General features: G+C 63.5%; 12 protein-coding genes. All 12 read left to right on the top strand.

Annotated features, from left to right (window positions below; translation table 11 throughout):
• Positions 1–1,275 (top strand): PQQ-dependent dehydrogenase, methanol/ethanol family (locus N5J71_RS21325; RefSeq protein ID WP_279917602.1); only part of this gene is annotated, 1,275 nt, incomplete at its 5' end.
• 316 nt (positions 1,276–1,591) lie between these two features.
• Entirely contained in the window at positions 1,592–3,112 is a 1,521-nt protein-coding gene (gene exaC, locus N5J71_RS21320) for an acetaldehyde dehydrogenase ExaC (RefSeq protein ID WP_084341920.1), read from the top strand.
• Positions 3,113–3,637: 525 nt separating this feature from the next.
• A complete protein-coding gene (gene pqqA / locus N5J71_RS21315) occupies positions 3,638–3,709 on the top strand; it encodes a pyrroloquinoline quinone precursor peptide PqqA (RefSeq protein WP_003243383.1) in 72 nt (23 codons plus the stop codon).
• Between the two features lie 47 nt (positions 3,710–3,756).
• Positions 3,757–4,671, top strand: coding sequence for a pyrroloquinoline quinone biosynthesis protein PqqB (pqqB, locus tag N5J71_RS21310; RefSeq protein ID WP_206408520.1), 915 nt, complete (start codon positions 3,757–3,759; stop codon positions 4,669–4,671).
• 87 nt (positions 4,672–4,758) lie between these two features.
• Positions 4,759–5,511, top strand: coding sequence for a pyrroloquinoline-quinone synthase PqqC (gene pqqC / locus N5J71_RS21305; RefSeq protein ID WP_116618844.1), 753 nt, complete (start codon positions 4,759–4,761; stop codon positions 5,509–5,511).
• Positions 5,512–5,596: 85 nt separating this feature from the next.
• Positions 5,597–5,878 (top strand): pyrroloquinoline quinone biosynthesis peptide chaperone PqqD, encoded by a 282-nt coding sequence (gene pqqD / locus N5J71_RS21300; RefSeq protein ID WP_075748160.1) that lies wholly within the window; start codon positions 5,597–5,599, stop codon positions 5,876–5,878.
• Positions 5,850–7,004, top strand: a complete 1,155-nt coding sequence (gene pqqE, locus N5J71_RS21295) for a pyrroloquinoline quinone biosynthesis protein PqqE (protein WP_116618842.1) — start codon at positions 5,850–5,852, stop codon at positions 7,002–7,004. Before pqqD ends, pqqE begins: the two co-directional genes overlap by 29 nt.
• Entirely contained in the window at positions 6,992–8,959 is a 1,968-nt protein-coding gene (locus tag N5J71_RS21290) for an alpha/beta hydrolase family protein (protein WP_279917601.1), read from the top strand. The genes pqqE and N5J71_RS21290 overlap by 13 nt, the downstream gene beginning before the upstream one ends.
• Before the next feature lie 77 nt (positions 8,960–9,036).
• Positions 9,037–10,200: an alcohol dehydrogenase-like regulatory protein ErcA gene (gene ercA / locus N5J71_RS21285; RefSeq protein ID WP_003461205.1), complete on the top strand. Its 1,164-nt coding sequence runs from the start codon at positions 9,037–9,039 to the stop codon at positions 10,198–10,200.
• On the top strand, positions 10,184–11,908 hold the full coding sequence (locus N5J71_RS21280; protein ID WP_279917600.1) for a hybrid sensor histidine kinase/response regulator: 1,725 nt from the start codon (positions 10,184–10,186) through the stop codon (positions 11,906–11,908). The genes ercA and N5J71_RS21280 overlap by 17 nt, the downstream gene beginning before the upstream one ends.
• Positions 11,909–11,988: 80 nt before the next feature.
• On the top strand, positions 11,989–12,396 hold the full coding sequence (locus N5J71_RS21275; protein WP_147811313.1) for a PA2779 family protein: 408 nt from the start codon (positions 11,989–11,991) through the stop codon (positions 12,394–12,396).
• A gap of 56 nt (positions 12,397–12,452) precedes the next feature.
• The gene (locus tag N5J71_RS21270) at positions 12,453–13,334 is read left to right on the top strand and encodes a PA2778 family cysteine peptidase (protein WP_147811312.1); all 882 of its coding nucleotides are present in this window, start codon (positions 12,453–12,455) and stop codon (positions 13,332–13,334) included.
• The last annotated feature ends 51 nt before the right edge of the window (positions 13,335–13,385 follow it).

Here is a 13,385-nt window from a genome sequence, read left to right as displayed (position 1 = left end):
CGCAAGAACGTCGCCGATCACAAGGCGGGCTATTCGATCACCGCAGCGCCGCTGGTGGTCAATGGCAAGCTGATCACCGGCGTTTCCGGTGGCGAATTCGGCGTGGTCGGCAAGATCGAAGCCTACGACCCGAAGAACGGCGAGCTGCTCTGGAGCCGTCCGACCGTCGAAGGCCATATGGGTTACGTCTACAAAGACGGCAAGGCCATCGAGAACGGCATCAGCGGTGGCGAGGCCGGTAAGACCTGGCCGGGCGACCTGTGGAAGACCGGTGGCGCCGCGCCCTGGCTCGGCGGCTACTACGATGCCGACACCAACCTGCTGTTCTTCGGTACCGGCAACCCGGCGCCGTGGAACTCCCACCTGCGCCCTGGCGACAACCTCTACTCGTCCTCGCGCCTGGCACTGAACCCGGACGACGGCAGCATCCAGTGGCACTTCCAGACCACGCCGCACGACGGCTGGGACTTCGACGGCGTCAACGAGCTGATCTCCTTCGATTATCAGGAAGGCGGCAAGACCATCAAGGCGGCGGCCACCGCCGACCGTAACGGCTTCTTCTACGTGCTCGACCGCACCAACGGCAAGTTCATCCGTGGCTTCCCCTTCGTCGACAAGATCACCTGGGCCAAGGGCCTGGACAAGAATGGCCGGCCAATCTACGACGACAGCAACCGCCCTGGCTCGCCGAGTGCGAAGGAGAAGGGCACGAGCGTGTTCTCCGCACCGGCCTTCCTCGGCGCGAAGAACTGGATGCCCATGGCCTACAGCCAGGACACCGGTCTGTTCTACGTACCGTCCAACGAGTGGGGCATGGACATCTGGAGCGAAGACATCGCCTACAAGAAGGGCGCCGCCTACCTAGGGGCCGGCTTCACCATCAAGCCGCTGAACGAGGACTACATCGGTGTGCTGCGCGCCATCGATCCGAAGACCGGCAAGGAAGTCTGGCGCCACAAGAACTACGCACCGCTGTGGGGCGGGGTGCTGACCACCAAGGGCAACCTGGTATTCACCGGCAACCCGGAAGGCTACCTGCAGGCGTTCAACGCCAGGACTGGTGAGAAAGTCTGGGAATTCCAGACTGGCTCGGGTGTGATCGGCTCGCCCGTGACCTGGGAAATGGACGGCGAGCAGTACGTCTCCGTTCTGTCCGGCTGGGGCGGCGCGGTACCGCTGTGGGGCGGTGAGGTGGCCAAGCGCGTCAAGCACCTGAACCAGGGCGGCATGCTGTGGACCTTCAAGCTGCCGAAGGAGCTGGTGGCCAAGCACTGATTGGCTGATGCATCAGTCGATGGCCGGACACTGTCCGGCCATCGCCGTTTCTGGCGGTAGCCAGTGCTGACAGGCTGCGTAGCCTCACAACTGGATTTTCACGCTGGGGAACGCAAGGGCAGGCGAACGGGTCTAGCCTATAGCTTTCATGGCTTCTACTTCTCTGCCAAAGCCCGCGCCAGAACGCTCTACTACTAAATGACGAGACGATCTGTGCCATGGGCGCATACCGAGGTTTTCAGGGGCTTGCTAAGATCGAACCATGACTCGCTTCCCAGACTGGCAGCGGGCTCCGACAACAAGAGAGGTCAGCATCATGATTTACGCCAAACCGGGTACCGCAGGCGCCCTCGTCACCCTCAAGCCGCGCTATGGCAACTACATCGGCGGTGAGTTCGTCGCCCCGCTCAGCGGCCAGTACTTCAGCAACACCAGCCCGGTCGATGGCTCGGTGATCGGCGAATTCCCCCGCTCCAACGCCGCCGACATCGACAAGGCTCTCGATGCTGCTCACGCCGCTGCCGACGCCTGGGGCCGCACCAGCGTGCAGGAGCGTTCGCACATCCTGCTGAAAATCGCCGACCGCATCGAAGCCAACCTCGAACTGCTGGCCGTGGCCGAAACCTGGGACAACGGCAAGCCGGTGCGTGAGACGCTGAACGCCGACGTACCGCTGGCCGCCGACCACTTCCGTTACTTCGCCGGCTGCATCCGCGCTCAGGAAGGCAGCACCGCCGAGATCAACGACGGCACCGTGGCTTATCACTTCCACGAGCCGCTGGGCGTAGTCGGGCAGATCATCCCGTGGAACTTCCCGCTGCTGATGGCCGCGTGGAAGCTGGCTCCGGCGCTGGCTGCCGGCAACGCCATCGTGCTCAAGCCGGCCGAGCAGACGCCGCTGTCGATCACCCTGCTGGTGGAAATCATCGGCGACCTGTTGCCACCAGGCGTGCTCAATATCGTCCAGGGTTTTGGCCGCGAGGCCGGTGAGGCGCTGGCCACCAGCACGCGCATCGCCAAGATCGCCTTCACCGGCTCCACCCCGGTGGGCTCGCACATCATGAAGTGCGCTGCTGAGAACATCATCCCGAGCACTGTCGAGCTGGGCGGCAAATCGCCGAACATCTTCTTCGCCGACATCATGAACGCCGAGCCGGCCTTCATCGAGAAGGCTGCCGAAGGCCTGGTGCTGGGTTTCTTCAACCAGGGCGAGATCTGCACCTGCCCGTCGCGTGCGCTGGTGCAGGAGTCGATCTACGACGCCTTCATGGTCGAGGTGATGAAGAAGGTCAAACAGATCAAGCGCGGCAACCCGCTGGACACCGAGACCATGGTCGGTGCCCAGGCCTCGCAGCAGCAGTTCGACAAGATCTTGAGCTACCTGGAGATCGCCCAGCAGGAAGGCGCGCAGGTGCTTACCGGCGGCGCAGCGGAGAAACTCGACGGCGACCTGGCCAGCGGCTATTACATCCAGCCGACCCTGCTCAAGGGTCACAACAAGATGCGCGTGTTCCAGGAAGAGATCTTCGGCCCGGTGATCGGCGTGACCACCTTCAAGGACGAAGCCGAAGCCCTGGCGATTGCCAACGACACCGAGTTCGGTCTGGGCGCCGGTGTGTGGAGCCGCGACATCAACACCGCGTACCGCATGGGTCGTGGGATCAAGGCCGGCCGTGTGTGGACCAACTGCTACCACCTGTACCCGGCGCACGCCGCCTTCGGTGGCTACAAGAAGTCCGGTGTCGGCCGTGAAAACCACAAGATGATGCTCGACCACTACCAGCAGACCAAGAACCTGCTGGTGAGCTATGACATTAATCCGCTGGGCTTCTTCTGATAGCCAGCACACGATCTGCTGCGCGTCGGCCCTACTGCGTTAGAAGCAGGCTCGGCAGGCCGCTTGCGGCCAACGCACTTCAGTGCGGCCCTGGAGGGGCGAGCGGAGCGAGTCATGCGGACGAAAGTACAGTCGCCCGCGACTCCGACCGTTCCTCACCTGCTTCTGCCTTGTAGGTCTCTAGCTCGCAAGATCGTGAGCCGGCTATGTACCAAAGGCGGCACGCTCGCTCCGGTGCGCCGCCTCTTGCCAGGCGAACAACCCTACCCGGGTGGGTCTGCAGGCAGCCATGGGCCTGAACGGCAGCAGATCCTTATCGCGACGCGGCTTCGGCCGCGTTTTTTATTCGCGCATGTTTCAGGCCAGGCGATGACTGGAACCTTCCAGGCGTGAGCCATGCCTACTGATAGCGTCACCTACCAATGCCAGTGCCGATTCATCCCAAAGTACCATTTGGCCTCTTGCCTGGCGGGGGCTTAATGGGGTTGCCGGAATGCCCCGGCTTCATAACAAGAGGACCGCACCATGTGGACTAAACCCGCCTACACCGATCTGCGCATTGGCTTCGAAGTGACCATGTATTTCGCCAACCGCTGATTGCTCCTGGCCCCGGCTAGTCCGGGGCATCCCCGCTGGTGACTTCCATGCATATCCAGATTCTCGGTTCCGCCGCTGGCGGCGGCTTTCCCCAGTGGAACTGTAACTGCCGCAATTGCCGCGGCGTGCGTGCCGGTACCCTGCGGGGGCAGCCGCGCACGCAATCGTCCATCGCTATCTCCGATGACGGTGAGCAGTGGATCCTGTGTAACGCCTCGCCGGACATCCGTGCGCAGATCGAGGCCTTTCCGGCGCTGCAACCAGCGCGCAAGCTGCGTGACACGGCCATCGCCGGCATCGTCCTGCTCGATAGCCAGATCGACCATTGCACCGGTCTGCTGACCTTGCGCGAAGGCTGCCCGCATCAGGTCTGGTGTACCGAGATGGTGCATCAGGACCTGACCACCGGCTTTCCGCTCTTCAATATGCTCAGCCACTGGAACGGTGGCCTGCAGCACCAGTTGATTGAACTGGATGCAAAACCCTTCAGTATTCCCGCCTGTCCGGCGCTGAGCATCACCGCCATTGCCCTGCGCAGCAGCGCGCCGCCGTATTCGCCGCATCGCGGCAATCCGCACCCGGGGGACAACATCGGCCTGTTCATCGAGGACCGGCGCAGCGGCCGCTGCCTGTTCTATGCGCCGGGCCTGGGCCAGGTTGACGAGCACCTGCTGGGCTGGATGCGCCGCGCGGACTGCCTGCTGGTCGATGGCACGTTGTGGCGTGACGACGAAATGCGTGTGTGTGAGGTGGGCGACAAGCTCGGCAGCGAGATGGGCCACCTGTGCCAGAGCGGCCCTGGCGGCATGATCGAGGTGCTCGACGGCCTGCCGTCCGTGCGCAAGATCCTTATCCATATCAACAACACCAACCCGATTCTCGACCTGGACTCGCCCGAGCGCACCGAACTGGACGCCCACGGCATCGAGGTCGCGTTCGATGGCATGAGCATCGTTTTGTAGGGTGTGCGGGGCCGATCAGGCCGTGCGTACCTTGAAGAATGCAGGTGCGCACGGCGCACCCTACGGCAACGCGTATCGGAGATACTGATGAGCCAACCTGCCATGACACCTGCCGAATTCGAGCAGGCGCTGCGCGCCAAGGGCGCGCTGTACCACATCCATCATCCGTTTCATCGCGCCATGTACGAAGGGCGCGCTACCCGCGAGCAGATCCAGGGCTGGGTGGCCAATCGTTTCTACTATCAGGTCAACATTCCGCTCAAGGATGCGGCGATCCTCGCCAACTGCCCGGATCGCGAAACCCGACGCGAGTGGATTCAGCGCATCCTCGATCACGACGGAGCCCCAGGTGAGGAGGGCGGTATCGAGGCCTGGCTGCGCCTGGCCGAGTCGGTCGGCCTCGACCGCGAGCAGGTGCTGTCGCAGGAGCTGGTGCTGCCTGGCGTGCGCTTCGCCGTCGATGCCTACGTCAACTTCGCCCGTCGCGCCAACTGGCAGGAAGCGGCCAGCAGTTCGCTGACCGAGCTGTTCGCCCCACAGATCCACCAGTCGCGCCTGGATGCCTGGCCGCAGCACTACCCGTGGATTGATGCCACCGGCTACGACTACTTCCGCAATCGTCTGAGCCAGGCGCGCCGCGACGTCGAGCACGGCCTGCGTATCACCCTCGAACACTACCGCACCCGTGAGGCGCAGGAGCGCATGCTGAATATCCTGCAGTTCAAGCTGGATGTGCTGTGGAGCATGCTCGACGCCATGAGCATGGCCTACGAACTGCAGCGCCCGCCGTATCACACCGTGACCGCCGAGCGCGTCTGGCACCGGGGAATCGAGCTATGAACCTCGATGTGTCGGTGCGCACGGCGCACCCTACGGCCGAGTCCTTTGTAGGGTGCGCCGCGCGCACCAGTGAGGAGTCTGAACAATGACAGCTGTCATCCTGCCCCCCAGCGTACCCGCCATCCGCCGCGGCTTCCGCCTGCAATTCGAGCCGGCCCAGGGTTGCCACGTGCTGCTCTATCCGGAAGGCATGATCAAGCTCAACGACAGCGCCGGCGAAATTCTCCAGCAGGTCGACGGCAAGCGCTCGGTGGCCGAGATCATCGGCAACCTGCATCAGCGCTTCCCCGATGTGCCTGGCATCGACGAAGACATTCTTGCCTTCATGGAGGTGGCCCATGCTCAGTTCTGGATCGAGCTTCGCTAAAGCAGGTCATGAACCAGGGCCGCCGCTGTGGCTCTTGGCTGAGCTGACTTACCGCTGCCCGCTGCAATGCCCGTATTGCTCCAACCCGCTGGACTTCGCCAAGCAGGGCGACGAGCTGTCGACTGCCGAATGGATCGAAGTATTCCGCCAGGCCCGCGAGCTGGGCGCGGCGCAGTTGGGCTTCTCCGGTGGCGAGCCGCTGGTGCGTCAGGATCTGGCCGAGCTGATCGCAGCGGCGCGCGGCCTGGGCTATTACACCAACCTGATCACCTCCGGTATCGGCCTGACCGAGGCGCGTATTGCCGAGTTCGCCGACGCCGGGCTCGATCATATCCAGATCAGCTTCCAGGCCGCCGACGAGGAGGTGAACAACCTGCTGGCCGGCTCGAAGAAGGCCTTCGCCCAGAAGCTAGCCATGGCCCGCGCAGTCAAGGCGAACGGTTATCCGATGGTGCTCAACTTCGTCACCCATCGGCACAACATCGACAACATCGAGCGCATCATCGAGCTGTGCCTGGAGCTGGAGGCGGATTTCGTCGAACTCGCCACCTGCCAGTTCTACGGCTGGGCCGAGCTCAATCGCGCCGGCTTGCTGCCGACTCGCGCGCAACTGGAGCGCGCCGAGCGCATCACCAACCAGTGGCGCGATAAACTGGCGGCCGAGAACCACCCGTGCAAGCTGATCTTCGTCACCCCGGATTACTACGAGGAGCGCCCCAAGGCCTGTATGAACGGCTGGGGCAACCTGTTCCTCGACATCACTCCGGACGGCACGGCGTTGCCGTGCCACAGCGCGCGGCAGTTGCCGGTGCAGTTTCCCAACGTGCGCGAGCACAGTCTCGAACATATCTGGCGGCATTCCTTCGGTTTCAACCGCTTTCGCGGTGACGACTGGATGCCCGAGCCGTGTCGTTCGTGCGACGAGAAGGACAAGGATTTCGGCGGTTGTCGCTGCCAGGCCTTCATGCTCACCGGCGATGCCAGTAACGCCGACCCGGTGTGCAGCAAGTCGGCGCACCATGGCGTGATTCTCGCTGCACGTCAGCAGGCCGATGAGGCACCGCTGGGGCTGGATGCCCTGCAATACCGCAATGAGAAGGCCTCGCGGATCATATGCAAGGCGTGAGCGACCCGGACTCGATCTGGAGCGCCGAACAGGCCGCGGCCGCCAGTGCCGATTTCGCCGAGCTGCACGCTGCACACGGCGGCGTACTGTGGGTGGCGTTTGATCCCGGACTGGCGCGGTGCGGGCTGTTCTTCTGTTGCGACGGCGTTGTGTGCGAGCTGACGCCACCAGGGTTTTCCGTGCGCAGCCGGGTCTACGAGTACGGCGGTGGTGCCTGCTGCGCCACGGAGCAGGGCGTGGCGTTCGTCAATGAGCGTGATCAGCAGATTTACCACCTGCCGATTGCGTGTAGTTCCGTAGGAGCGGCTTCAGCCGCGAATCTTGGTGATTCAAGAGAAATCGCGGCTGAAGCGGAATGCCGCCCAACCACTCCTACGGGATGTGAGCCGCAGGCACTGACGGCTCGCGCCACTTGCCGCTATGGCGACCTGTCCTTTGTGCCCGTCTGGCAGGCATTGCTGGCGGTGGAGGAAAGCCATGAGGGTGGCGTGGTGGTGCATCGTCTGGTGCGCATCGGCCTCACCGGTAAGCGCGATGTTCTGGTGGAGGGTGCCGATTTCTATGCGGCGCCGGTAGCCGACCCCAGCGGCCAGCGTCTGGTATGGATCGAGTGGGATCGCCCGTACCAGCCCTGGGTCGCCACGCGCCTGTGCCTGCGCGAGTCCGGTGAGCGTAGCCGGGTGTTGTTGGGTGAGACGGGAGATCGATCCCTGCAGCAGCCGCGCTTCGATGCCCGGGGCCGGTTGTGGGTGTTGAACGACCAGGCTGGTTGGTGGCAACCCGAGTGCGTCGATGGCGCTACGACGTGGGAGGCCGCGCCCTATGATCACGCGCCGGCGCCCTGGCAACTGGGAGGCCGAACCTACCTGCCGCTGGAAAACGGCGAACTGTTACTGACGCGTTTCGAGGAGGGAATAGGCCGCCTCGTAGGGTGCGCCGTGCGCACCAATACTCGTGCCTCCGAAGTCATTGGTGCGCCCAGCCTGGGCGGCCCCGCGACACCCTACCCAAAGGCAGAGCGGCAGTTGGCCGAGGGCTTTACGCGTTTCCGTAGCCTGGCTGCCGACAACGAACATTTCTACTGCATCGCTGCCGCTCCTGATCGTCTGCCAGCGGTGCTCGCCATTCGCCGCAGCGATGGCACGTTGCAGATGCTGGCAGGTGGTGAGCAGCCGCTGGCTGAAGCACAGCTATCACGGCCTCAGCCTTTCAGCTGCACGGTGGGTGAGGGCGAACATTGTCACGGCTTTTTCTACGCCCCCGTGTCGCCCGCAGAGCGCCCGCCGCTAGTGATCTTCCTCCACGGCGGCCCGACTTCCGCCAGCTACCCGGTGTTCGACCCGCGTATCGCTTTCTGGACGCTACGCGGCTACGCCGTACTCGATCTCAACTATCGCGGCAGTAGCGGTTATGGGCGTGCCTATCGGTTGTGTCTGGCAGGGCAGTGGGGCGAGCTGGAAGTGGAAGATATTCGCGCTGCCATCGACTCGCTCGCCAGCAATGACAGTATCGACCCGCAGCGTGTATTCGTACGCGGTGGCAGCGCTGGCGGCTTCAGCGCGCTACGTGCACTGGTCGAGCTGCCGCAGCTACGCGGTGGTGCCAGTCTCTACGGCGTCAGCGACCCGCTGGCGCTGCGCCGGGTCACCCACAAGTTCGAGGCGGATTATCTCGACTGGCTGATCGGCGACCCCGAGCAGGATGCCGAGCGCTACCGAGAGCGCACGCCCTTGTTGCAGGCCGAGCGGATCAAGGTACCGGTGATTTTTTTCCAGGGCGCGCTGGATTCCGTGGTGGTGCCGAGCCAGACCGAAAGCATGGTCGAGGCGCTGCGTAAGCGCGGTTTGCCGGTTGAATATTACCTGTTCGCAGAAGAACGCCACGGTTTCCGTCAGGCCGCGAACCTGGCCGAGGCTCTGCGCGCCGAGCATGCCTTCTATCTACGTCTGGGCTAAGCGCAGGTCGCATTGCATAAACCGGGCAATGCAGTAGGCTGATCGCCATTCCATAACAAGAAATTTCAGGCCGTTGTATGAGCCACGAATTGAATCAGCTGCGAAAGTTCGTTTCCCCCGAGATCATCTTTGGCGCCGGCTCCCGGCATAACGTCGGCAACTACGCCAAGACCTTCGGCGCGCGCAAGGTGCTGATCGTCTCCGATCCCGGTGTGGTTGCCGCTGGCTGGGCCGGCGATGTCGAGGCCAGCCTGCAGGCCCAGGGCATTGCCTACTGCCTGTACACCAGGGTATCGCCCAACCCACGCGTGGAAGAGGTGATGGAGGGCGCCGAGCTGTATCGCAGCGAGGGTTGCAACGTCATCGTCGCGGTCGGCGGCGGTAGCCCGATGGACTGCGCAAAGGGCATCGGCATCGTCGTTGCCCATGGCCGCAGCATTCTCGAATTCGAAGGCGTGGACACCATTCGCGTGCCCAGCCCGCCACTGATCCTGATCCCGACTACCGCCGGCACCTCGGCCGACGTGTCGCAGTTCGTGATCATCTCCAACCAGCAGGAGCGGATGAAGTTCTCCATCGTCAGCAAGGCCGTGGTGCCGGACGTGTCGCTGATCGATCCGGAAACCACGCTGAGCATGGATCCGTTCCTGTCGGCTTGCACCGGCATCGATGCCATGGTGCATGCCATCGAAGCGTTCGTCTCCACCGGCCATGGTCCGCTGACCGACCCGCACGCGCTGGAAGCCATGCGCCTGATCAACGGTAACCTGGTGCAGATGATCGCCAACCCGGGCGATATCGCCCTGCGCGAGAAGATCATGCTCGGCAGCATGCAGGCCGGGCTGGCGTTCTCCAACGCGATTCTCGGTGCGGTGCACGCCATGAGCCACAGCCTCGGTGGCTTCCTCGACCTGCCGCACGGCCTGTGCAATGCCGTGCTGGTCGAGCACGTGGTGGCGTTCAACTACAGCGCGGCGCCGGAGCGTTTCAAGGTCATCGCCGAAACCCTCGGTATCGATTGTCGTGGTCTGAATCACGCACAGATTCGCCAGCGTCTGGTCGAGCACCTGATCGCCTTCAAGCACGCCATGGGCTTCCGCGAGACGCTCAGCCTGCATGGCGTGAGCACCTCGGACATTCCGTTCCTGTCCAGCCATGCCATGGACGATCCGTGCATCCTCACCAATCCGCGTGAGTCGACCCAGCGTGACGTCGAGGTGGTGTATGGCGAGGCACTCTGACGAAGCGCTGGCCGGGCTGCTCGGGCTCGGCAGCCAATCGGCGCGCAAGAGTCACTATCCCGAGCTGCTGGCGCGCCTGGAAGAGCTGGAAACCGAGCGCAACCGCTACAAGTGGCTGTTCGAGCACGCCGTGCACGGCATCATCCAGGCCAGCCTGCAGGACGGCGTGCTGGCGGCCAATCCGGCGATGGCGCGCATGCTCGGCTACGACGACCCGCAGCAGGTATTGTGGTCGCCGGATGATCTGGCACGGCACCTGTTCGTTGGCGGCTTCGATGAGCTGACGCTGATTCGTGAGCGCCTGAGCCAGGGGCAGGCTCTGCTCGGCTACGAAACGCGCCTGCGCCGGCGCGATGGCAGCACCATCGACGTGCTGATGAATTTGCTGCTCAAGCCTGAGGGCGATGGCGTCTTCGAGGGGTTCGTCGCCGACATTACCGAGCGCAAGCAGGCGCAGCAGCGCCTGCAGCAGCTCAATGACGAACTGGAACGTCGCCTCGCCGCTCGCACCTTCGAGCTGCTCGAATCCAATCGCAACCTGCAGCGGCAGATCGAGGAGCGCGAGCGCATCGAGCTGGCCCTGCGTGAGGCGCGCGACGCCGCCGAGGCAGCCAACCGCAGCAAGGACAAGTACCTGGCCGCGGCCAGCCACGACCTGCTGCAACCGCTCAACGCTTCGCGCCTGCTGATTTCCACCCGGCGTGAGCGCGAGCTGCCCGGCGCCGAACGGAATCTGGTCGAGCGCAGCCACCTGGCCCTGGAAGGCGCCGAGGATCTGCTGGCGGATCTGCTGGACATTTCCAAGCTGGATCAGGCGGCGATCAAGCCGGATCTCGATGTCTATCGCCTCGAAGAGCTGCTCGCGCCACTGGCTTCGGAATTCGAAAGCGTGGCCTCGGCCAGTGGTTTGCGTCTACGCGCACGAATTGCCAATTATGCGGTGCATACCGATTTCCGCCTGTTGACTCGCATCCTGCGCAACTTCCTCAGCAATGCCTGCCGCTACACCGAGCGCGGTGGTGTACTGCTCGGCGTACGCCGACGTGGCGCCTTCGTCGAGTTGCAGGTGTGGGACAGCGGCCGGGGCATTGCGGCCGATCAGTTGGACAAGATCTTCCTCGAGTTCAACCAGCTGGAGGTCGGGCGTGCCGCCGAGCGCAAGGGCGTCGGCCTGGGCCTGGCCATCGTCGAGCGTATCGCGTGCATGCTTGGTTACCCGATAGAGGTGCGTTCGCAGCCGGGACGCGGCTCGGTGTTCAGCATTCGCGTACCCCTGGCCGAGAAGCTGCCGCTGCGGCAGGTGCTCGCCGTTGCGCAGCCGGTGCTGGGCAATCCTCTGCCGGGGCGGCGCCTGCTGGTGATCGATAATGAAGTCGACATCCTGCATAGCATGGACGCGCTGCTCGGGCAGTGGGGCTGCGAGGTGGTCACGGCAGTCGACTTGGCTGAAGCCTTGCAGAAACTGCAGGGCAGGGCGCCAGAGGTGATCCTGGCGGATTTTCACCTCGATCACGGGGTGCTCGGTTGTCAGGTGATTCAGCAATTGCGTGACGAATTTTCCAGACCGATCCCGGCTCTGATCATCAGCGCCGATCGCAGCGATGCCTGCAGTCGTGAGCTGCAGGCCCTGGGTGCGCCGCTGCTGAACAAGCCGGTCAAGCCAGGCAAGTTACGTGCGGTGCTTAGCCAGCTTCTGATGGAAACGTGAACGGCTGCGGATCGGTGGAGTGAACCTGAGCGATTTTGATGCTGTCTATCGGCTACCTCGTCCCTCAGGAGATAACCACAATGACAATTTCCATGAACCCCGTTATGCGTCGTCTGGCCGCGATTACCGCGCTGTTTCACCTGTTGCTGGTGGTGCAGATTCCTGCTGCGAACGCGGCAATGGTCGGCACTCACGAGGTGATCGCCGAGCAGCAACACAAGGTGGATCAGCAGCAGTTGATGGCCATGCTCGATGACGAGCAGGTGAAAGAGAAACTGGTGGCCATGGGCGTCGATCGCGAGCAGGTCGAATCGCGTATCGCCAGCCTGACCCCGGCTGAACTGGCGCAGTTCAATCAGCAGCTGGATCAGGCGCCTGCCGGTGCCGGTGTGGTCGGCATTATCGTGTTGTTTCTGGTGATCTTCATCATCACTGATATGCTGTGCGCCACCAACATCTTCAGTTTCGTCAAATGCATCAATCGCTGATTCGCCTCTGCTGTATCGCTTCGATCGTTCTACTCACAGCCTGCGCTCGGTCTCCGGTGTTGTCACCGGAGGCCGAACGCCTGCCTGAACGGGTGGAGCTCACCGACGTTCCCTTCTTCCCCCAGGACGCCTATCAGTGCGGGCCGGCGGCCTTGGCTACCATGCTCAACCAGCGTGGTGTGCTGACCACGCCTGGTGCGCTCAAGGACAAGGTCTACATCCCCAGCCGTGAAGGCAGTTTGCAGGTCGAGATGGTCGCCGCCGCGCGCAATCACGAAATGCTGGTGTACCCGTTGCAGCCGCGTCTGGAGGCGGTGCTCGCCGAGGTGGCCGCCGGCAACCCGGTGCTGGTGCTGCAGAACCTGGCATTCGACTGGTATCCGCAATGGCACTTCGCGGTGGTGGTGGGTTACGACCGCCGCGAGCGCACGCTGATTTTACGTTCCGCCACCACGCGCCGGCTCGAAGACAGCTTCAACAGCTTCGACAGAACCTGGGCGCGCGGCGGGCGCTGGGCGGTCGTGACCTTGCCGCCGGAGCGCTTGCCGGCGCAGGCCGATATGCATGTCTGGATGAAGGCTGCCAACGACCTCGAGCAAACCGGCAATGCGCAGGCCGCTCGGCGTGCCTATCGCCGCGCCGCCGAGGCCTGGCCGGAGCAGTCGTTGCCCTGGTTCGCGCTGAGCAACAGCCGCTACGCCGATGGCGACCGCAAGGGCGCCGAGCAGGCATTGCGTGAAAGCCTCAAGCGCGAGCCGGGTTTTGCTGCGGGTTGGTTCAACCTGTCGCAAGTGCTGGGTGAGCAGGGTTGTGCTTCCGAGGCGCAGCAGGCCCAAGCCTGCGCACAGCGTCTGGCACCGGAGGATTCGCGATTCGCCGCACCGCCGAAAGCCAGTGGTTCTGCTGGGCAGTGTCAGGCCTTGCCGGCCTGTCCGTGATGCCAATGAAAACGACGCCCTCGGGCAAGCCGTTCGCTTAAGGTGTTGAAA

It is taken from the genome of Ectopseudomonas oleovorans (genome assembly GCF_029845265.1).
GTDB classification, from domain to species: domain Bacteria; phylum Pseudomonadota; class Gammaproteobacteria; order Pseudomonadales; family Pseudomonadaceae; genus Aquipseudomonas; species Aquipseudomonas oleovorans.
This window is presented reverse-complemented; position numbering and strand designations above follow the sequence as displayed.

What these genes read in the sequence shown, in the direction of transcription:
- exaC (WP_084341920.1), top strand. Translation starts at nt 1,592, where the DNA reads ATGATTTACGCCAAACCGGGTACCGCAGGCGCCCTCGTCACCCTCAAG.
- pqqB (WP_206408520.1), top strand. Translation starts at nt 3,757, where the DNA reads ATGCATATCCAGATTCTCGGTTCCGCCGCTGGCGGCGGCTTTCCCCAG.
- pqqC (WP_116618844.1), top strand. Translation starts at nt 4,759, where the DNA reads ATGAGCCAACCTGCCATGACACCTGCCGAATTCGAGCAGGCGCTGCGC.
- pqqD (WP_075748160.1), top strand. Translation starts at nt 5,597, where the DNA reads ATGACAGCTGTCATCCTGCCCCCCAGCGTACCCGCCATCCGCCGCGGC.
- pqqE (WP_116618842.1), top strand. Translation starts at nt 5,850, where the DNA reads ATGCTCAGTTCTGGATCGAGCTTCGCTAAAGCAGGTCATGAACCAGGG.
- N5J71_RS21290 (WP_279917601.1), top strand. Translation starts at nt 6,992, where the DNA reads ATGCAAGGCGTGAGCGACCCGGACTCGATCTGGAGCGCCGAACAGGCC.
- ercA (WP_003461205.1), top strand. Translation starts at nt 9,037, where the DNA reads ATGAGCCACGAATTGAATCAGCTGCGAAAGTTCGTTTCCCCCGAGATC.
- N5J71_RS21280 (WP_279917600.1), top strand. Translation starts at nt 10,184, where the DNA reads ATGGCGAGGCACTCTGACGAAGCGCTGGCCGGGCTGCTCGGGCTCGGC.
- N5J71_RS21275 (WP_147811313.1), top strand. Translation starts at nt 11,989, where the DNA reads ATGACAATTTCCATGAACCCCGTTATGCGTCGTCTGGCCGCGATTACC.